The sequence below is a fragment of the Micromonospora zhanjiangensis genome (assembly GCF_042650605.1).
GTDB classification, from domain to species: Bacteria; Actinomycetota; Actinomycetes; order Mycobacteriales; family Micromonosporaceae; genus Micromonospora_J; species Micromonospora_J zhanjiangensis.
Window position 1 is genome coordinate 410,753 of record NZ_JBHSBN010000001.1, and the last position, 19,847, is coordinate 430,599.

At 72.1% G+C, this 19,847-nt stretch carries 18 protein-coding genes; 10 read left to right on the forward strand and 8 right to left on the reverse strand.

The window, feature by feature from the left end; translation table 11 throughout:
• Positions 1-12: 12 nt before the first annotated feature.
• Complete coding sequence (gene galK, locus ACFOX0_RS01975; RefSeq protein WP_377541882.1) at positions 13-1,188, reverse strand: galactokinase; 1,176 nt, start codon at positions 1,186-1,188, stop codon at positions 13-15.
• Positions 1,189-1,337: 149 nt separating this feature from the next.
• Positions 1,338-2,321, reverse strand: coding sequence for a UDP-glucose 4-epimerase GalE (galE, locus tag ACFOX0_RS01980; protein ID WP_377541631.1), 984 nt, complete (start codon positions 2,319-2,321; stop codon positions 1,338-1,340).
• A gap of 206 nt (positions 2,322-2,527) precedes the next feature.
• Between galE and ACFOX0_RS01985 the strand changes: the two genes are divergently transcribed.
• Complete coding sequence (locus ACFOX0_RS01985; protein ID WP_377541632.1) at positions 2,528-3,766, forward strand: hemolysin family protein; 1,239 nt, start codon at positions 2,528-2,530, stop codon at positions 3,764-3,766.
• Here the strand turns inward: ACFOX0_RS01985 and ACFOX0_RS01990 are convergent.
• Positions 3,759-5,054, reverse strand: a complete 1,296-nt coding sequence (locus ACFOX0_RS01990; RefSeq protein ID WP_377541633.1) for a hypothetical protein — start codon at positions 5,052-5,054, stop codon at positions 3,759-3,761. The two genes, ACFOX0_RS01985 and ACFOX0_RS01990, sit on opposite strands and share 8 nt — an antisense overlap.
• Entirely contained in the window at positions 5,047-5,604 is a 558-nt protein-coding gene (locus ACFOX0_RS01995; protein ID WP_377541634.1) for an RNA polymerase sigma factor, read from the reverse strand. The genes ACFOX0_RS01990 and ACFOX0_RS01995 overlap by 8 nt, the downstream gene beginning before the upstream one ends.
• Positions 5,605-5,865: 261 nt before the next feature.
• Here ACFOX0_RS01995 and trpS point away from each other — a divergent pair, with 261 nt between their 5' ends.
• The 4 genes from trpS (at position 5,866) to ACFOX0_RS02015 (ending at position 9,093) form a co-directional block, all read left to right on the forward strand.
• Positions 5,866-6,891 carry a tryptophan--tRNA ligase gene (gene trpS, locus ACFOX0_RS02000; RefSeq protein WP_377541635.1) on the forward strand — a complete coding sequence of 342 codons (1,026 nt, stop codon included), beginning with the start codon at positions 5,866-5,868 and terminating at the stop codon, positions 6,889-6,891.
• Positions 6,892-6,947: 56 nt separating this feature from the next.
• Positions 6,948-7,550 carry a 2'-5' RNA ligase family protein gene (locus ACFOX0_RS02005; protein ID WP_377541637.1) on the forward strand — a complete coding sequence of 201 codons (603 nt, stop codon included), beginning with the start codon at positions 6,948-6,950 and terminating at the stop codon, positions 7,548-7,550.
• Between the two features lie 91 nt (positions 7,551-7,641).
• Complete coding sequence (locus ACFOX0_RS02010) at positions 7,642-8,586, forward strand: YihY/virulence factor BrkB family protein (protein ID WP_377541638.1); 945 nt, start codon at positions 7,642-7,644, stop codon at positions 8,584-8,586.
• Between the two features lie 60 nt (positions 8,587-8,646).
• Complete coding sequence (locus ACFOX0_RS02015; RefSeq protein WP_377541639.1) at positions 8,647-9,093, forward strand: hypothetical protein; 447 nt, start codon at positions 8,647-8,649, stop codon at positions 9,091-9,093.
• Between the two features lie 13 nt (positions 9,094-9,106).
• Here the strand turns inward: ACFOX0_RS02015 and ACFOX0_RS02020 are convergent, their stop codons facing one another.
• The gene (locus ACFOX0_RS02020) at positions 9,107-10,771 is read right to left on the reverse strand and encodes a glycoside hydrolase family 13 protein (protein WP_377541640.1); all 1,665 of its coding nucleotides are present in this window, start codon (positions 10,769-10,771) and stop codon (positions 9,107-9,109) included.
• A 122-nt stretch (positions 10,772-10,893) separates the two neighbouring features.
• Positions 10,894-12,000 carry a LacI family DNA-binding transcriptional regulator gene (locus ACFOX0_RS02025; protein WP_377541641.1) on the reverse strand — a complete coding sequence of 369 codons (1,107 nt, stop codon included), beginning with the start codon at positions 11,998-12,000 and terminating at the stop codon, positions 10,894-10,896.
• A 258-nt stretch (positions 12,001-12,258) separates the two neighbouring features.
• Here ACFOX0_RS02025 and ACFOX0_RS02030 point away from each other — a divergent pair, with 258 nt between their 5' ends.
• The 5 genes from ACFOX0_RS02030 to ACFOX0_RS02050 all read left to right on the forward strand — a co-directional run bounded on the left by ACFOX0_RS02030 (position 12,259) and on the right by ACFOX0_RS02050 (position 18,452).
• Positions 12,259-13,503: a sugar ABC transporter substrate-binding protein gene (locus ACFOX0_RS02030; protein WP_377541643.1), complete on the forward strand. Its 1,245-nt coding sequence runs from the start codon at positions 12,259-12,261 to the stop codon at positions 13,501-13,503.
• Between the two features lie 3 nt (positions 13,504-13,506).
• Positions 13,507-15,150 (forward strand): ABC transporter permease subunit, encoded by a 1,644-nt coding sequence (locus tag ACFOX0_RS02035; protein WP_377541644.1) that lies wholly within the window; start codon positions 13,507-13,509, stop codon positions 15,148-15,150.
• Positions 15,147-15,998, forward strand: a complete 852-nt coding sequence (locus tag ACFOX0_RS02040) for a sugar ABC transporter permease (RefSeq protein WP_377541645.1) — start codon at positions 15,147-15,149, stop codon at positions 15,996-15,998. The genes ACFOX0_RS02035 and ACFOX0_RS02040 overlap by 4 nt, the downstream gene beginning before the upstream one ends.
• A gap of 86 nt (positions 15,999-16,084) precedes the next feature.
• Positions 16,085-17,527, forward strand: a complete 1,443-nt coding sequence (locus ACFOX0_RS02045; protein WP_377541646.1) for an alpha-amylase family glycosyl hydrolase — start codon at positions 16,085-16,087, stop codon at positions 17,525-17,527.
• A 166-nt stretch (positions 17,528-17,693) separates the two neighbouring features.
• Positions 17,694-18,452 carry a DUF5131 family protein gene (locus ACFOX0_RS02050; protein WP_377541647.1) on the forward strand — a complete coding sequence of 253 codons (759 nt, stop codon included), beginning with the start codon at positions 17,694-17,696 and terminating at the stop codon, positions 18,450-18,452.
• A 106-nt stretch (positions 18,453-18,558) separates the two neighbouring features.
• Here the strand turns inward: ACFOX0_RS02050 and ACFOX0_RS02055 are convergent, their stop codons facing one another.
• Together ACFOX0_RS02055 and tcmP are read right to left on the reverse strand one after the other, a co-directional pair.
• Entirely contained in the window at positions 18,559-19,098 is a 540-nt protein-coding gene (locus ACFOX0_RS02055; protein ID WP_377541900.1) for a hypothetical protein, read from the reverse strand.
• Positions 18,980-19,780: a three-Cys-motif partner protein TcmP gene (gene tcmP / locus ACFOX0_RS02060; RefSeq protein WP_377541648.1), complete on the reverse strand. Its 801-nt coding sequence runs from the start codon at positions 19,778-19,780 to the stop codon at positions 18,980-18,982. The genes ACFOX0_RS02055 and tcmP overlap by 119 nt, the downstream gene beginning before the upstream one ends.
• Positions 19,781-19,847 lie beyond the last annotated feature (67 nt).

A 19,847-nucleotide genomic window follows, 5' to 3' on the forward strand; every position in this document is an offset into this window, starting at 1 on the left:
CAGAGGGTCGAGTCAGGACAGCCGGTTCGCGCCGGCGGCCGGCAGGACGGTGAACGAGCGGGGGCGGGTGAAACCGCGTTCGCCGTACGCGCGGGTGACCGCCGCCGCGACCGCGTCGGCGAAACCGGCGTCGGCCAGGGCCAGTACGCAGCCGCCGAAGCCGCCGCCGGTCATCCGGGCACCGTACGCCCCGGCGGTCAGCGCCGCCTCGACGGCGGTGTCGACCTCGGCCACGGTGATCTCGAAGTCGTCCCGCATCGAGGCGTGCGAGGCGGTCAGCAGCGGACCGATCTCGCGGATCCGGCCCGACCGGAGCAACTCCACAGTGTCCAGCACCCGCTGGTTCTCGGTGACCACGTGCCGGACCCGGCGGCGGGTCACCTCGTCCGGTAACCGGTCCAGCGCGGCGTCGAGGCCTTCCGGACTGATGTCACGTAGGGCGGCCACGCCCAACGCTCCGGCGGCCGACTCGCAGGACTTCCGGCGGGCGGCGTACTCGCCGTCCACGTGCCGGTGCTCGGCCCGGGTGTCGATGACCACCACGGCGAGTCCCTCGGCGGCCAGGTCGAACGGGATCTGCTCCACGTCCAACGACCGGCAGTCCAGGAACAGGGCGTGCCCGGGACGGCAGCGGATCGACGCGGACTGGTCCATGATGCCGGTGGGCGCGCCGACGTACTCGTTCTCGGCGCGCTGCGCCAGCCGGGGCCGGTCGTCGACCGGCAGGTCCAGGCCGCCGAGGTCGGCGAGCGCGGTGAGCACCGCCGACTCCAGCGCCGCCGACGAGGACAGCCCCGCACCCAGCGGTACGTCCGAGGCGATCGCCAGTCGGGCACCGGGCACGTCGTGTCCCGCCTCGCGCAGCGCCCAGACCACCCCGGCCACGTACGCCGCCCAGCCGGTGACGGCGCCCGGGGCGAGTCCCGCCTCGTCGAAGGTGACCACCGCGTCGGTGTGCTCCGACCAGATCGTCCAGTGCGGTCGATCGACCCGGGACGCCGCGACGACGGTGTGCTGCGGCAGGGCGAACGGCAGCACGAACCCGTCGTTGTAGTCGGTGTGCTCGCCGATCAGGTTGACCCGGCCCGGGGCGGCCCACCGGCCGTCGGGGGTGGCGGCGTACCGGGCGACGAAGCCGGCGGTGGCGCGGTCGGCGACGGGATCGGCCACGGAAGGCCGGTCTGGCATGGCCTCATGGCCCTCGCTGCGCTCGGTGCGTTCGGTCATGCTGGGCTGGTCTGGCATGGCCTCATGGCCCTCGCTGCGCTCGGTGCGTTCGGTCATGCTGGGCTGGTTTGGCATGGCCTCATGGCCCTCGCTGCGCTCGGTGCGTTCGGTCATGCCTTCTCCAGGATCTGGGAGCGGTAGAAGGCCCAGGCGTCGCCGACCATGTCGTGCAGGGTCGGCTTGGCCGGGGTCCAGCCCAGCTCGGTACGGGCCCGGTCGGAGGAGGCGACCAGTTCGGCCGGGTCGCCCTCGCGGCGCGGCGCGATCTCCACCGGCACCGGCCGGCCGGTCACCTCGCGGACCACCTCGGCGACGGCCCGGTTGGAGAAGCCGTTGCCGTTGCCCAGGTTGTAGATCCGGTGCTCGCCGGGCCGGGCGGCCTCCAACGCCAGCAGGTGCGCCCGGGCCAGGTCCTCGATGTGGATGTAGTCGCGCACGCAGGTGCCGTCGGCGGTGGGGTAGTCGTCGCCGAAGATCTGCAGCTTCTCCCGCCTGCCGGCGGCGACCTGCAGGGCGATCGGGATGAGGTGGGTCTCCGGGTCGTGCCGCTCGCCGAGCTGGACACCGTCGCGCAGGTACGCGCCGGCCACGTTGAAGTAGCGCAGCGAGACCGCGCCGAGGTCGTGCCCGATCGCCTCGGAGGTCAGCGCCATGTCCACGGCGAGCTTGGTCGCGCCGTACGTGTTGGTCGGCGCCTTGACCGCGGACTCCGGGATCGGCAGCTCGGTCGGGTTGCCGTAGACGGCGGCGGTGGAGGAGAAGACGAACCGGCGTACCCCGGCCGCGCGGGCCGCGTCGATCAGCGCGAGCGACCCGACGGTGTTGTTCTCCCAGTACAGCTCGGGCCTGGTCATCGACTCGCCGGCGGCGATGAACGCGGCGAAGTGCAGGACGCCGTCGAAACCGGCCGCCGGGGTGAGCACCTGGGCCGCGTCGTGCACGCGGGCGTTGACGAACGTCGCCTCCGGGGCGAGCGCCTCGGTGTGCCCGGTGCTCAGATCGTCGAGGACGACCACCTCGTGGCCGGCGTCGACAAGCATCCGGGTGACGATGCCGCCGATGTAGCCGGCGCCTCCGGTGACGAGCAGTTTCACGGATGTGCCCTCCAGCCTGGCCGCCCGGTGTGGCCGTCGTACGCGGTGCACCGGGCGGAAACGTGAACGCGCCTGCCCATCAGCCTAGAGGCGACCGGTGAACCGCCGTCAGGGGTCGTCCCCGATCCGCCCCGACCACCGCCCGGTCCCGGTGAATGCGCCGCGTCCCGGTCCGCCGGTGGGCCGCGCTGTCTACCATTTCTGGCATGCGGGGATCGGGCAGTACCGGGCCCCGGCGACGATCGCCGGGGCGGTTCAGACGGGAACCCGGGCCGGTGGCCCGACGGGAGCCCGGGCCGGTCGCGCGCGGCCTGGCCCGGCTGGTGGTCCGCGGCGCGGACGGGGCGATCCGCCTGGTCACCGCGTTGCTCGGGGCCAGCCCCACCTCGGGCCGGGAGCGGATCAGCGAGGCCGAACTGCGCGACCTGGTCGCCGCGAACACGGTGCTCGACCCGGACGAGCGGCGGATCATCGACGAGGTCCTCGTCGCCGGTGCCAGCCTGGTCCGCGAGGTGATGATGCCGCGGACCGAGGTGACCTTCCTCGCCGCCGGGCTGACCCTGACCGAGGCGGCGCAACTGGTCCGGGCCGAGACGCACACCCGGTATCCGGTGGTCGACGGCACCCACGACGACGTGGTCGGCTTCGTACACCTGCGGGACCTGCTGCTGCGTCCGGACGACGACGGGTGCCGCACCATCGGCGAGCTGACCCGGGAGGTGAAACGGCTACCCGGCAGCAAGCGGGTGATCGCGGCACTGACCGAGATGCGCCGCGAGCGGCACCACCTCGCGGTGGTGGTCGACGAGTACGGCGGCACCGCCGGCATCGTCACGCTGGAGGACCTGATCGAGGAGCTGATCGGCGAGATCCACGACGAGTACGACACCGACCCGGATCCGGCGCCGGGCGCCCGGGCCACGGTGGTGGACGGTCGGCTCAACCTGTCCGACTTCGCGGAACGCGCCGGCTTCGCCCTGCCCGCCGGCCCGTACGAGACGGTGGGCGGGTTCGTGATGGCCGCCCTGGGCCGGCTCCCGGAAATCGGCGACGAGGTACGGGTGCCCGGCGACGGCACCGAGCCGGGTGGTCCGCGTACCGGCAGGTCGCCGGTGGGGGACGACCCGGCGGCCGACCGGGAGCCGGCGCGGCGGACGACGGGGTGGGTGTTGCGGGTGGTGGCGCTGGACGGCCGGCGGGTGTCCCGGCTGGGCATCGCGCCGGACCACCCCGAACCGGTCACCATGCCGACCGCCCGGCTCGCCCCGGATTCGGCCGCCCGGCCCGCGCCGGGTCCGGTTGTCCGGCCGGCCCCGGATCCGGCTGCCGTGCCGGCATCGGACTCGGCCGTCGTGCCGGCACCGGACACCCGGCCGGAATCGGCCGCCGCGGCTGCCGTGCCGGCTCCGCACGGGTCGCGGGCGGGTGGCCGGACGGTCAGTTGACCTGCAGCTTGTGCCAGGTCAGGCCGTTGCGGGAGAAGGCGACCCAGCCGCCGCCGAACAGGTCGTAGGCGACGTAGCCGGCCGGGGTGCGGGCCAGTCGGCCGACCGCCGGCAGGCTGCCGCCGGCGCGGGCGAAGGTGGCGCCGTCGTCGGCGCTGAGGTACCACCGCTGGTCCGTGCCGGCCACCAGCAGCCGACCGTCGAGCAGCGGCACCATCGCGCCGGCCAGGCCCGGCAGTCCGGTCGGCGGGCCGGACCCGGTCCGGCTGAACGACCGGCCGCCGTCCGACGAGTGAAGCAGCGCCGGGACGGACCTGTTCCGGTCGAGCACCGCCGCGTAGACGTGGCTGCCCAGGGTCGCCACCTCGACCGTGGCGACGTCCCGGGCCGGCGCGTCGAGCAGCACCGTCCGCCAGCTGCGGCCGCCGTCCCGGGTGGCCGCCAGCGCGGCCCGGTCGCCGGACGTACCGCCGACCCAGCGGGTGCCGTCGCCGGCCGGGACCGGCGCCACCGAGCACACCCCGATGCCGGGTTGGACGAGCAGCGGGGCGACCTGTGGCAGCCCGTCCGGCCAGACCTCCACCGACCCGTCGCACCGTCCGGCGCCGGGGCGCAGCCGCAGCCGGTCGTCCGGCCGGGCGAACGGGGCCGGCGCGCTGCCGGCGACCGCCGGTTGCCAGGTGTCGGCGCCGTCCGAGGTGCGGTATCCGACCGGCCCGCCGGGCCGCACGGTGCCGCCGGAACCCGGGGCGGCGGAACCGGTGGCGTCGGGGGCGCTGGAGCCGGGGGTGGCGGGAGCGGCGGCCAGCCGGCCGTCGGCGAAGGCCATCAGGTCGACGTCGGCGTGGTTGCCCAGTTCCGCGGGGAGGGCGGCCGCATGCCAGGTACGCCCGCCGTCGGCGGTGCGAAGCAGGCGCAGCGGGCAGGCGCAGGTGTACGCCAGGAAGCCGATGTCGGCGTCGGCGAACTCGACGTCGGTGACCGGTCCGGACAGCCGCAGCACCGAGTCACCGGTGAGCCCGGTGATGGTGATACCGGCGTCGCCGTACACCGGCACGGTGGGCGGCGGCGAAGCCGCCCGGTCCGCGGGCGGCGGGTCGGCGGCCCGCCACGGGCCCACCGCCAGGGCGACCGTGACCAGCGTGGCGAGCAGGCCGGCACCGGTCCGGGCGGCGCGCCGACGCCGCAGGCCACGGGCCCGGTCCCGGATCCGGTCCAGCGCGGGCTGGTCGATCGTCGCGAGCAGGTCGGCCCGCTCCCGGCGTAGCCGGATGTCCAGGTCAGGCATGGGTCACCTCCGTCGGCCCGGTGGCGGGATCGCCCGGCGCCGCGGCGCGGTAGTCGGCCAGCCGGGCGGCGAGCGCCGTACGGCCGCGGGACAATCGGGACTTGACCGTGCCCACGGGTACGTCGAGCAGCCGGGCGATCTCCTCCACCGGCAGGTCGGCCAGGTAGTGCAGCACGATGGCCTGCCGGTGACCGGCCGGCAGGGTGGCGATCGCGTCCCGCAGGTCGGTCCGTTCCGGCCCGGGGGCGGCCTCGACCAGCCGGCTCACCGGCCGGTCGCGGAGCAGGATCGTGTCGAGCAGCCGGCGGCGGCGCCACCGTCGGCGTACGACGTTGACCGCGACCGTGCGCAGCCATGCCTCCGGGTTGTCCACGCCGGCCAGCCCGCGCGGGCGGGCCAACGCCCGGGCGAACGCCTCCTGCACCACGTCCTGTGCCTCGGTCAGGTCGGCGGTGAAGGCGTAGAGCTGGGTGACCAGCCGTCGGTAGCAGGCGTGGTAGAGCTCTCCCCACGCCTGGTCGGTGTCGATTGGTCCGTGCTCCGGCCGCACCGATCGCCGCCCCTCCGGTTCGCTGTCTGTCAGGGTACGAGCTGTCAGGGTACGAGCCCCGGGACGCGTCCCAGGTTCCCGAGATTTCCGATGACCGGGGAGAGATTTCCGATGACCGGGGAGAGACGACGGTAAACGACCGGGACGACGTCGTGGCGACCGCGACCGGGACGAGGGCCGGCCTCGGCGGCGGGGACGGCGGCCGGCGGCCGGGCCGGGGTGACATCGCGGCCCGGCGGCCGGGCTGTCAGAATTGCCGGCATGTCCGACGCACCCGCCGCCCGGCCCAGGGTTCTCTCCGGCATCCAGCCGACCGCCGACTCGTTCCACCTCGGCAACTACCTCGGCGCGGTGCGGTACTGGGTCACCCTGCAGGACACTCACGACGCGTTCTACTGCGTGGTCGACCTGCACGCGATCACGGCGGGGCACGATCCGAGGGTGCTGCGCCGGCGGACCCGGATCGCCGCCGCCCAGTTGCTGGCGGTGGGGCTGGACCCGGAGCGGTGCACCCTGTTCGTCCAGTCCCAGGTGCCGGAGCACCCACAGCTGGCCTGGGTGTTGAGCTGCCTGACCGGCTTCGGCGAGGCGAGCCGGATGACCCAGTTCAAGGACAAGTCCACCCGGCAGGGCGCCGACCGGGCCAGCGTCGGGCTGTTCACGTACCCGATCCTGCAGGCCGCGGACATCCTGCTCTACCAGGCCGACGCGGTGCCGGTGGGCGAGGACCAGCGGCAGCACCTGGAACTGACCCGGGACCTGGCGCAGCGGTTCAACGGGCTGTTCGGGCGGACCTTCACGGTGCCCGCGCCGCACATCGTCAAGGACACCGCGAAGATCACCGACCTGCAGGACCCGACGGCGAAGATGTCGAAGTCGGCGTCCTCGCCGGCCGGCATCATCGACCTGCTGGAGGATCCGGCCCGGTCGGCCAAGAAGATCCGCTCCGCCGTCACCGACACCGGGCGCGAGATCATCTTCGACCAGGCGAACAAGCCGGGCATCGCCAACCTGCTGACCATCTACTCCGCGCTGGCCGACCGGACCGTCGACGACCTGGTCGAGACGTACGCCGGCAAGGGCTACGGCGACCTGAAGAAGGACCTTGCCGAGGTGGTCCGGGAGTTCGTCGGACCGGTCCAGGAACGCACCCGTACCTATCTCGACGATCCGGCCCAACTGGACAAGCTGCTCACGATCGGGGCGGAGAAGGCGCGGGCGGTGGCCGCGGCGACGCTGCGCACCACGTACGACCGGGTGGGCTTCGTCGCGCCGCGCAGCAGCTGACCGGCACGCCGGCCGCGCCGCACGGACTGTCCGGGGCCGGCCGCCGACGGGTGTGATTGGATGCGGTCGGCGGCGAGGGCGACCGGGTTGGGGTGGAGCGGAGCGTGGTTCGCACGGACGGTACGCAGGACGCTGATGTCCCGACGACGCAGATCGGTGTCGCCGTGGACATCCCGGAGCCGTGGGGCGGCTACCTGACCCGTCGACGGGCCGAGGCGGGCGATCCGCAGGCCTCGGACGTACCGGCGCACGTGACCCTGCTCGGGCCCACGGTGATCCCGACGGCCAGCCTGCCCCGGGTGGAGGAGCACCTCGCCGCGGTGGCCGCCGAGCACCTGCCGTTCACCCTGCACCTGCGCGGGACCGGCACGTTCCGGCCGATCACCGAGGTGGTCTTCGTGGCGGTGGCCGCCGGGATCAGCGAGTGCGAGCTGCTGGCCGCCGCGATCGGATCGGCGCCCGAGCTGCGCCGGGACGCGCGGTTCCCGTACCACCCGCACGTCACGGTCGCGCACGACGTCGCCCCGGAGGCCCTGGACAAGGTGTACGAGGACCTGGCCGACTTCTCGGCGTTGTTCGAGGTCGAGTCGTTCACCCTGTTCTCGCACGGCGGCACCGCCCGCTGGCAGCCCCGCCGGGACTTTCGGCTGGGCGGCTGAGCCGTCGGTGGTCTCGGCCGGGACGGCGCCGCGGCGGGCGCGCCGACCCTGGATGCGGATGTCCGGCCACCGATCGGCCAAAATGACGGTCGTGAACGTCTTCGACCGGATCGAGGCTGGCTTCGATCGCCGGGTGGCGGCCGGTCGCCGCAGGTCGCGGCGGTTCGACCACTTCTGGCGGGCCCAGGACCACTACTACAACCTGCTCGGTCCCCGGCTCGCCGCGGCGATCGCCTACTACGGGTTCTTCGCGGTGTTCGCGCTGGGCCTGGTCGCGTACTCGATCTTCGGTTTCGTGGTCCGGAGCAGCCACGCGGTGCAGATCGCCGTGGACCAGTTCCTGATCCGGAACCTGCCGTTCGTCGGCCTGGACCAGATCCGCGAGAGCAGCAGCACGATCGGCGTGATCGGCCTGGTGATCCTGCTGTTCACCGGCGTCGGGTGGGTGGAGGCGATCCGGTCATCGCAGCGGCTGATCTACGGGCTGGAGCAGCAACCGGGCAACGTGGTGATCCGATGGTTGGTCGATCTGGCGGTGCTGTTCGGCGTGTTCGTGCTGCTGGGTGTGTCGATCGCGGCGATCGACGCGCTGGAGTCGCTGCTGAGCTGGCTGCTGCGCAGCACCGGCTCGGTCGGGCTGGCGGTGGTCAGTGGCGTGCTCAGCGTGCTGGTGAACGCGGTGCTGGCGGCGATGTTGATGATCGCCGTACCCCGGTTGAAGATCAGTCGACGGCGGTTGCGACCGTCGATCATGTTCCTCGCGATCGGCATCACGCTGTTGAACACGGTGGGGCGCTACTACGTGGTCCGCACCGAGCGGAATCCGGCGTACACGGTGGTGGCCGGCGCGGTGGGCCTGCTGCTGTACCTCTACCTGCTCAACCAACTGCTGTTGTTCGGCGCGGCCGTCGCGGCGACCAGCGGCTTCGGCCGCGTGGTCGACCTGGCCGGCGGCGAGGCCGCGACCACCGACGCACCCGTCGACCCCCCGCCCCCACCCGACCGCACGCCCCCGCCCGATGAGCCGGAAGAGTGAGAGTGGGCAATTCGGGCAAAACGTGCTGATGGCTGGTGCTGGATGGACATGATGGGGCGCGTGGGCGCACTTGTGACGTTGGAGCTGGCGCAGGACTCTCCGGTCGCCGAACAGCCGTGGATCATCACGTTCGGCCCGCTCGGCGGCGGGGACGACTGGGAACCGGTCGTCTGCGGTCCGTACGAGCGGGCGCACGCCTTGGCGCTCGCCGAGGCGGTGGTGGCCGACGAGGAGCTGATGGCGGTGGTGGAGCCGTTGTCCACGGCGGTCTCCATCGACGAGATCCGCGGCGAGATCGCCGCCGCGATGGCCGGCGCCGAGGAGGGCCGGGTCGAGCTGGACGACGAGGACCTGTACGGCGTCTACGAGGACACCGTCGTGGACGAGGAACTCGACGCGGCGGCCGGCGGCGGAGCGTCGGCGCCACCCGCCGAACCGCCCAGCGAGCAGGAGATCCGCGCCGGCTGGCGGCGGATCGCCGGCAAGCTCGTCGGCCAAGCCGGCTGAGCCGGCAGGTCGGTCAGCGCCGTTCGAACCAGACGGCGGCGTCGACCGGGAGGACGTACCCGCCGTCGCGGGCGGTGAGCGGGGCGCTGGCCAGCAGTGGCTCGCCGTGGCCGGACAGGTGCACCTCGGCGCCGCTGAGGTTGACCGCGCAGACCAGGGCCGCGGCGCCGGCCGGGCCGGTCCGGGCGAAGGCCAGCACGCCGGGTCCCAGGTCGAGCCAGGTCATGGTGGCCGGCTCGGCGTCGGCCGGCGCGGCGGTCAGTGCAGGGTGGGCCCGGCGGGCGCGCAGCGCGGCGCGGTACAGCTCCAGCGTCGAGGCGGGATCGCCGGTCTGGGCAGCCACCGACAGCGGGCCCCAGGTCGTCGGCGCCGGCAGCCAGGACCGGGTGGAGCCGTCCGGCCCGAAGCCGTACGGCGGGGTGTCGCCGTGCCACGGCAGCGGCACCCGGCAACCGTCCCGGCTCTCGCCGGTACGCCGGAACGACGGGTCCTGGCGTACCTCGGCCGGCAGGTCGAGCACCTCCGGCAGGCCCAACTCCTCGCCCTGGTACAGGTAGACGCAGCCGGGCAGGGCGAACATCAGCAGCGCGGCGGCCCGGGCCCGGCGCAGGCCGACCTCGCCGTCGCCGTACCGGGTGACGTGCCGCTGGCGGTCGTGGTTGGACAGCACCCAGGTGGTCGGCGCGCCCACGACGGCGGCCTCGGCCAGCGCCGTGTCGACCACCTTGCGGAACGAGTCGACCGACCAGACGGCGTCCATGAAGTCGAAGTTGAACGCCTGGTGCAGCTCGTCCGGGCCGACGTAGCGGGCCAGCCGCTGCGGCGTCTCGGCCCACGCCTCGGCGACCGCCATCCGTCCGCCCGGGTAGCTGTCCAGGATCGGCCGCCAGGACCGGTAGATCTCGTGTACGCCGTCCTGGTCGAAGTACGGCAACCGGGCCTTGCCGAGCAACTCCACCTGGCGCTGGCCGGTGGCCGACGAGTACCCCACGTCGGGCAGGCCGTCCTGCTTGACCATGCCGTGCGCCACGTCGACCCGGAAACCGTCGACGCCGCGGTCCAGCCAGAACCGCAGGATGTCCTCGAACTCGGCGCGCACCTCGGGGTGCTGCCAGTTCAGGTCGGGCTGGGCGGGGTCGAACAGGTGCAGGTACCACTGGCCGTCCGGCACCCGGGTCCAGGCCGACCCGCCGAAGATCGACTCCCAGTCGTTGGGCGGCAGTTCGCCGTCGGTGCCCCGACCGTCGCGGAACAGGTACCGCTCGCGGGCGGCCGAGCCGGGGGCGGCGGCGAGCGCCTCGGCGAACCAGGCGTGCGCGTCGGAGGTGTGGTTGGGCACCAGGTCCACGATGATCCGCAGGCCGAGCCGGTGCGCCTCGGCGATCATGACGTCGAAGTCGGCGAGGTCGCCGAACATCGGGTCCACGTCCCGGTAGTCGGCCACGTCGTAGCCGCCGTCGACCATGGGGGAGCGGTAGAACGGGGTGAGCCAGAGCGCGTCCACGCCGAGGTCACGCAGGTACGGCAGTCGGTCCCGGACGCCCAGCAGGTCGCCGGTGCCGTCGCCGTTCGAGTCGGCGAAGCTGCGGACGTAGACCTGGTAGACCACGGCCGAGCGCCACCAGGTGTCGTCGGTGGTGGGCGCGGGCGCGGTGCTGCTGTCGGTGGAGGGGGGCACTGGCCGTCCGATCGTGACGTGGCGTCTGGGTCCGCGGCCGCACCGGGCCGCGCGAGAGGATCAGTGCAGAATGCCGGCCAACCCTGCAAGAGTCAAGCAAGCCTTGCGCAAGAAGCCGGCCGTCAGCTCCGACCGGCGAGCGCGGTACCGGCCGGCGACTGGTCGGGCGGCGGCGCCGCGACCGGGCCCGGCTGGGTCGGCGTGGTCGGCCGTGCCGGCGGGGCGACCGCGGTCGAGCCGCGCACCACCAGTTCCGGCCGGAAGACGTACTCCGAGTGCGGGGCGGGGTGGCCGTGGATCTCGTCGACCAAGGCCCGGACGGCGGCCACCGCCATCGAGATGACCGGCTGCCGCATGGTGGTCAGCGGCGGCTCGGTGAAGGCCATCAGCGGCGAGTCGTCGAAGCCCACCACGGACAACTCGCCCGGCACCGCCAGGCCGCGGTGCCGGCCGGCCCGGATCGCGCCGAGCGCCATCAGGTCCGAGCCGCAGACCACCCCGGTCACGCCGCGGTCCAGCAGCCGGCCGGCGGCCGCCTCGCCACCCTCCACGCCGAACAGCGACAGCTCGGTCAGCTCGGCCAGGTCGGCGTCGGTCACCCCGAGCAGCCGCCGCATGGCCGCCTTGTAGCCGGCCACCTTGCGCTGCACCGGTACGAACCGGTCCGGTCCGGTGATCAGCCCGATCCGGCGGTGGCCCAGGGCGACCAGGTGGGCCACCGCGAGTTCGCCGGACTCCCGGTCGTCGCAGGAGACGAAGGGCGCCGGGATGCCGTCGGCGTACCCGTTGATCAGGACGATCGGCAGCGGGCGGGCCACCAGCGCGCGGTACCGGTCGTGGTTGGCCGCGGTGTCGGCGTGCAGGCCGGAGACGAAGACGATGCCGGAGACCTGTCGGTCGAGCAGCATCTCGACGTACTCGTCCTCGGTCACCCCGCCGGGGGTCTGGGTGCACAGCACCGGGGTGAAACCGGTCTGCGCGAGGGCTGTCTCGATCATCTGCGCGAAGGCCGGGAAGATGGGGTTCTCCAGCTCCGGCACCACCAGGCCGACCAGGCCGGCGCTGCGCTTGCGCAGCCGGGCCGGCCGCTCGTAGCCGAGCACGTCCAGGGCGGTGAGCACGGCCTGCCGGGTCTCCGGCGCGACCCCGGGGCGGTCGTTGAGCACCCGCGACACCGTGGCCTCGCTGACTTCGGCCTGTTGGGCGATGTCGGACAGTCGAGCGCGCATGGCGGCACCTTAGCCCATGGGCAAGTTCTTGCGCCGACGACTGCAAGGACTTCCATAATCTGAAAGCTCTTGCTACGGTCCCGGAAACACGCCACACCTGCGGCGCGAGATCCCGGCGCCGGTTGAAAGAACTTACACCGACCTGCCCGTGACCTGCACCGGCCCCGCGCCGGTACGACGGTCCGCGGTGCGGTCGATAACCCCCTCGGTCGGACGGCGCCACCCGAGCCCGCCCGGCCATGATCGACAGGAGTACCGATGCGCATCCGTACCGCGGGTGTGGTCGCCGCCCTCGCCCTGGCGCTCGCCGCCGCGGGCTGTGGCGGCGACGGCAAGCCGGCCGCCAAGGAGTCCGCCAAGGCGGCCGGTGGCAAGTTGGTCATCTGGGCCGACGACAAGCGCACCGCCGCCCTCAAGCCGTTCGCCGAGAAGTTCGGCCAGGAGAACGGCGTGACCGTCGAGGTCCAGGCCGTCTCCAAGGAACTGCAGACCACCTTCGTCACCGCCTCGCAGCAGGGCAGCGGTCCGGACGTGGTGGTCGGCGCGCACGACTGGATCGGCAACATGGTCCAGAACGGCGCGATCGACCCGGTGCAGCTCTCCGGCGACATGAAGAGCGCGTTCAACCCGACCGCGGTCAAGGCGGTCACCTTCAACGGCCAGACCTACGGCGTGCCGTACGCCATGGAGAACCTGGCGCTGATCCGGAACACCGCGCTGGCCCCCGAGGCGCCGAAGACTATCGAGGACCTGGTCGCCTCGGGCAAGAAGCTCCAGCAGGAGAAGAAGGTCAGCGAGATCCTCTGCCTGCAGGTCGGCCAGAAGGGTGACGCGTACCACATCTACCCGCTGTACGCGTCGGCCGGCGGCTCGCTCTTCGGCACCACCGCGAACGGCGACTACGACCCGAAGGACCTGGGCGTCGGCAAGCCCGAGTCGATCGCGGCGTTCAAGAAGATCGGCGCGCTGGGCGAGAAGGGCGCCGGGGCGCTGAAGCGGTCCATCGACGACACCAACTCGATCTCCACCTTCACCGGCAAGAAGTGCGCGTACCTGGTCTCCGGACCGTGGGCCGTGACCGACGCGAAGAAGGCCGGCATCACGTACGACATCTCCGCCGTCCCGCCGTTCGCGGGCGGCAAGGAGGCCGCGCCGTTCGTCGGGGTGCAGGCGTTCTACGTGGCGGCCAAGAGCAAGAACAAGGCCCTGGCGCAGGAGTTCGTCGCGAACTACACCACCCGGACCGACCTCGCCGTGGCGCTCTACCAGGCCGAGCCGCGCCCGCCGGCGCTGACCGCGGCGCTGGACCAGGTCAAGGGCAGCGACCCGGACCTGGCCAAGTTCCAGGAGGCCGGCAAGAACGGCCAGGTGCTGCCCGCCATCCCGGCCATGGCCGCCATCTGGGACCCGTTCGGCAAGGCGGAGTCCGCGGTCGTCGGCGGCGCCGACCCGACCGCCACGGTCACCGCGGCCGGCAAGACCATCGCCGGACAGATCAAGTAACCGATGAGCACCGAGCTCTCCGGCCCGGGGTCCGCGCTGCGGGCCCCGGGCCGGGGGCCGGCCGACGGTCGCCGGCCCGAACCGCAGCGCCGCGTCGCGCGTAACGACGCGCCGGTCACCGCATCCGGCCTGGCCGTGAAGGTGGTGCTCCTCGGCCTGACCGCCGGGATCGCGATCTGGGCGGCCTTCCCGCTGGTCGAGGCCGGCGCGTGGATCGGGCTGGCGATCCTCGCGGGCACCACCGCCGGACTGTTCTACCTCTACCTGACCCGCCGGCACATCCCGGCGAAGTACCTGATCCCCGGGACGCTGTTCCTGATCGCCTTCCAGGTCGCGCCGGTGCTCTACACGGCGAGCACCGCGTTCACCAACTTCGGCGACGGCCACCGGGGCAGCAAGCAGGACGCGATCACCGCGATCCAGACCGCCTCGGTGACCCAGGTGCCCGGCTCGACCGAGTACCAGCTCTCGGTAGCCACCACCGGCGACCCGGCCAGCGGACCGCTGGTCTTCCTGGTCACCGACCCGGCCACCGGGACGGTCCAGGCCGGCGACGCGGGCGGGCTGACGAAGCTCGACGCCGCCGACGTCACGGTGGGTGGCACCGGCAAGGTCACCGCCGCCAAGGGCTACACCGTGCTGAACTTCGGCCAGGCCAGCGCGCGGAGCAAGGAGATCACCGACTTCGCGGTGCCGACCCCCGGTGGCGCCATCCGGTCCAGCGGCCTGTCCCGGGCGTACGAGGGCAAGGCCGTCCGGGCGTACGACGCGGGGTGCGACTGCGTCCGGGCCGCGGACACCGGGAAGACCTGGACGGCCGACCCGGCGACCGGAACGTTCGTGGCCGACGACGGTGACCGGCTGGCCCAGGGCTGGCAGGTCACGGTCGGGTTGACGAACTTCACCCGGGTGGTCACCGACCCGAACATCTCCGGACCGTTCCTCGGCACGCTGGTCTGGAACTTCGCCTTCGCCATCGGCTCGACCGGCGGCACCTTCCTGCTCGGCCTGTTCTGCGCGTTGGCGCTCAACTCGCCCCGGGTACGCGGCAAGAACGTCTACCGGGTGCTGATGATCCTGCCGTACGCCATGCCGTCGTTCGCGATGTTGCTGGTCTGGCGGGACATGTTCAACACCGACTTCGGGCTGCTGAACAACCTGTTCGGCACGCACGTCGACTGGTTCGGGCAGAACTGGTCGGCCCGGCTGGCGGTGCTGCTCGTGCAGCTGTGGCTCGGCTACCCGTACATGTTCCTGGTCTCCACCGGGGCGCTGCAGGCCATCCCGCGGGAGCTGTCCGAGGCCGGTTCGGTCGACGGGGCGAGCCCCTGGCAGTCGTTCCGGCGGATCACCCTGCCGCTGCTGCTGGTCGCGCTCTCGCCACTGCTGATCTCGTCGTTCGCGTTCAACTTCAACAACTTCAACGCGATCTACCTGACCACCGAGGGCGGCCCGTTCCCGGCCGAGAACTCGATGATCGGGGCCACCGACCTGCTGATCACGTACACGTACCGGCTCGCCTTCGGCGGGCAGGGCGCCGAGTACGGCTTCGCGGCGGCCATCTCGATCTTCATCTTCACCATCGTCGCGGTGATCTCCGCGGTGAGCTTCCGGCGTACCCGCCGACAGGAGGAGGTGTACTCGTGACCCGGTGGTTCTCCCAGGTCGGCTGGCGGCATCTGGTCGGCCTGCTCGCGATCGCGTTCAGCCTGTTCCCGATCCTGTTCGTGCTCTCCGCGGCGGTGAACCCGCAGGGCACGCTCAGCTCCACCGACCTGGTGCCCACCGGCGGCGTGTCGGTGGAGAACTTCGGCAAGCTGTTCCAGCGGACCGACTTCGGCCGGTGGTTCCTCAACTCGGTCCTGATCGCCGTGCTGGCGTCCGCCGCGTCGCTGCTCCTGTCGGTGCTGGCCGCGTACGCGTTCTCCCGGATGCGGTTCCGCGGCCGCCGGGTGGGTCTGCTGTCGCTGCTGCTGATCCAGATGTTCCCGCAGTTCCTGGCGGTGGTGGCGATCTTCCTGATCTTCTCGAGGATCACCGAGTTGTGGCCGGCGATCGGCTTCAACACGCCGTGGGGGCTGATCCTGCTCTACCTCGGCGGCGCGCTGGGGGTGAACACCTGGCTGGTCAAGGGCTTCTTCGACACGCTGCCCCGGGAGTTGGACGAGTCGGCCACCATGGACGGCGCCACCCACTCGCAGGTGTTCTTCCGGATCATGCTGCCGCTGGTGACGCCGATCCTGGCGGTCACCGGGCTGCTGGCCTTCATCACCACCATCAACGAGTTCCTGCTCGCCAACGTCTTCCTGACCAGCGGGCAGTCCAAGACGGTGGCGGTCGGCATGTGGAGCCTGCTCAACGGCGACCAGCGGAACGCCAACTTCGGCGTGTTCGCCGCCGGCACCCTGCTCACCGCGATCCCCACGGTGGCGGTCTTCCAGTTCCTGCAGCGCTACATCGTCTCGGGTCTGACCGCAGGATCGGTGAAAGGGTGAAACCGGAGGGGTGTGCGCGGTGCGACCACCCGCGGCCCGAGAGGTGCCGCTCCGGACGGACGTGAGCCGCGCGAAAGGCGGGTTCGATGCTGCCGCATCACGACGGGTCCGGGCTCTACGTCCCGGACCAGGCGCCGGGGCTGGGCGACACGGTCGACGTGTTCGTCCGGGTGCCGGCGACGGCCGGGGTGGACCGGGTGCACGTGCGGACCACCCCGGACGGCGAGCCGAGGTTCGTCGAGGTGCGGCCGGACCGGCGGGTCGGCGACGAGACGTGGTGGCGGGCGCGGGTGGGCGTGCGCAACCCGGTCACCACCTACCACCGGTACGACGCGAGCGCCTTCGACCGGGTCGACCCGCTGCTCGGCGGCGACGCGGCGCTGGCCCGGCTGGCCGACGCGGTGCACGCCCGGGGTTGGCGGTTGCTCGGCGACGTGACCAGCAACCACACCGGCGACGGGCACGACTGGTTCGTCGCCGCCACCGCCGACGGGTCCGCGCCGGAACGGGAGTTGTACTACTTCGACCCGGCCGGCGGCGACTACGAATCCTGGAACGGGGTCAAGACGCTACCCAAGCTGAACTGGGCCAGCGCCGAGCTGCGCCGTCGGTTCGCCGGGGCCGCCGACTCCGTGGTCCGGCGCTGGCTGCGCCCGCCGTACGGGTTGGACGGCTGGCGGGTGGACGTGGCCAACATGACCGGCCGGCGCGGCGCGGACGCGTACACCCACGAGGTGGCCGCGCTGCTGCGGGCAGTGGTGACCGAGGTCCGGGCGGACGCGCTGCTGATGGCCGAGCACGGCCACGACCACACCGGTGACCTGGACCGGGGCGGCTGGCACGGCACCATGAACTACACCGGTTTCACCGATCCGCTGCTGCGCTGGTTGCGGGCCGGTGACCGGCCGCTGCCGACCTTCCTCGGCACCCCGGGCGGGATCCGCCGGCAGGGCGCCGACGCGATGCTGGCCACCATGGCGGCGTACCGGTCGCTGGTGTCCTGGCGGGCGTGCGCGCACTCGTGGCAGTTGCTCGGCTCGCACGACTCGGCCCGGAGCCGTACCGTCGTCGGGGACGCGGCCCGGCAGGAGGTGGCCGCCGGGATGCTGGCCACCATGCCGGGCATCCCGATGGTGTACGCCGGCGACGAGTGGGGCCTGACCGGCGTCAACGGCGAGGACTCGCGTACCCCGATGCCGTGGGACCGGCCGGAGCGGCGGGACGCGGCGACGTTCGCGGCGTACCGGTCGTTGCTGGGGTTGCACCGGGCGGAGCCGGCGCTGCGGTACGGCGGCCTGCGCTTCGCGCACGCGGACGCGGACACCGTCGTCTTCCTGCGCGAGACGGCGGACGACGCGCTGCTGGTGCTGGCCCGCCGCGCCCCCGGCCGCCCGGTCCGCCTGGCCGGCCTCCCCGGCACCGGCGACGCCACCAACCTGTACGGCGGCGCGGCCCTCCGCCCCGCCTCCGACGGCACGGTCGAACTTCCCGCCGACGGCCCCACCTTCCAGGTGTGGCGTCTGAGCTGAGGTGGAGCGCCAGAGCTTGGCGGGAGTCGCCCCTCGGGGGCAATCCGCGCTGACATCTGCGCGCCCAGAGGCGCCGCCAATATTTTGGCCGGGAAATGCCGGGACGGGTGCTTCATATGCGTACGGGTGTTCGACATCATTGGCTCTCCGAGTGGGAGGAGCGGCAATGGCCGACAAGAGCGCCATCGAATGGACCGAGGCGACCTGGAATCCGACCACTGGTTGTGACCGAATCTCGAGCGGCTGCGACCACTGTTACGCGCTCACGCTCGCCAAACGGCTCAAGGCGATGGGATCACCGAAGTACCAGGTGGACGGTGACCCGCGAACGTCCGGGCCCGGGTTCGGCGTCGCCATTCACGCCGACGCGCTGGACGTTCCGTACCGTTGGCGGGAACCACGGACGGTGTTCGTCAATTCAATGTCGGACCTTTTTCACGCTCGGGTACCACTGGCCTACGTGCGGCGGGTGTTCGAGGTGATGCGCAAGACGCCCCGGCACACCTATCAGGTGCTCACCAAGCGGGCCGCCCGGCTGGCCAGGCTTGCCCCGGAGATCGACTGGCCGGCCAACGTTTGGATGGGTGTCAGCGTCGAGGACGCGAGCCAGACGGCTCGGGTCGACCACCTGCGGACGGTGCCGGCCGCCGTCCGGTTCGTCTCGGCCGAGCCGCTGCTCGGACCGCTGCCAGGACTCGACCTCGACGGCGTCGACTGGCTCATCGCGGGGGGCGAATCGGGAGCCGGATGTCGGAACATGTCCGCCGACTGGGTGCGTGACCTGCGGGATCAGTGCCAGGTGGCCGGGACGGCGTTCTTTTTCAAGCAGTGGGGCGGTCGTACGCCGAAGGCCGGTGGCCGGGCGTTGGACGGCCGGACCTGGGACGAGATGCCGGTGCGGCGGACGGTCACTGTCGCCGGGTGACAACGACGAGCGAAGCGTCGCCGTGCCTGCGGCCGCCGAGTCGGAATCGCCATTGTGCGACTGACGGCCGTGCCGTTGGTCGCCGTCTTCCGCGACCGCGGGGTGGTCAGGAGCGGTAGAGGACCTGTTTCCAGAAGTCGCCGTGGCCCGTCCGGGGGATGTATCCCCGGGCGTGCAAGCTCTTGACCGCGGCGCGTACGTGCGGGATCCATGCTTGGCCGAGCGTCTTCCCGTAGACCTCCGGCACGACCTCGGCCAAGGTGAGTCGTGGGTGCTGTTCCAGTAGCCCGTGAATGTTCTGTTCGATGATGGCCGTCCACCGTGGTCCGTTCTGCTTCCTGTATGCCTCGGCGTCGAATACGGGCGTCTCGCCGAAGAGGGTGGGTACGACTAGGTCTCCTCGCCGTACCTGTTCTTCGAACCATGCCTGTTCCCACTCGACGCCGGCCTTGCCGAGCGCGTCGGCGAAATGCCAGGCGCCCTCGCGATGCGTCGTGAACAGGACGAGGACGTATTGCGGTGCGAGGTCAGGTCGCTTGCGTACCGGCATCCGGATCGCCCGGTAATGCGTTCCCTCGGTCAGCCGGCGTTCGTACTCTAAGCCCACCCGGAGCGCGACGTCGGTGGCCCGCTCGTCCGTGCGCACGTCGCCCACCGTGGCGAAATGTTCCTGCCACCAGTCGGCACCGAGGAAGCGGTCGAGCAGGCGGGCGGTCTTTCTGTCCGCATCGGACAGGCCCCGGGTCTGGTCCGCGCCAGGTGGACCGCGCGTCCCACCCGGGCCACCGCCGAGACGCTGAAGTGCAGCAAGACCTCGGTGGGTGGCCAGGCCGGCCGAGCAGGTGATGCCGGATCGTGTCGAACGCGAGCGCTGGCCCGAACGGATCGAGAAACGCGAAGAGGGAGGCATCCTTCGCCAGGACCAGGAGTTCCGGCAGGTGTTCGTCGAGGGTGCCGTGCCGCAACTCGCGACGGACCGTGCCGCCCTTGGCGTGGAGAACCTGTCGCAGGTTGGCGAAGTTGTCGTCGTCCTGTTCGACAAAGAAGCCGCGAACGTCGCGGAAGCCGCTGACGAACTCGGCGCACCGGGTGAGCAGCAGGGGAGACCCGGGCTCGCCGTCCTCGTATTCGCCCCGGCCCGCGTAGCCGTCCAGGAAGACGACCGGGTTGCTCTGTCCGGTCATCGACGCGAAGACCACCGGGTACCGCTTGAGGATGCCGTGCTTGAGCACGGCGGCGGATTTCCTGGACCGGAAGAACTCCTCGTTGGCAGACATCGCGCATCGGACGTCATTCACTTTTGGTGACGACACGGTAGCGCTCGGCATGGAGTTCTGTGGGTCTTGACGTCTCGGGCAGGGTGGATGTCCCGTGATGTCTGCAGCGTGACCAGCG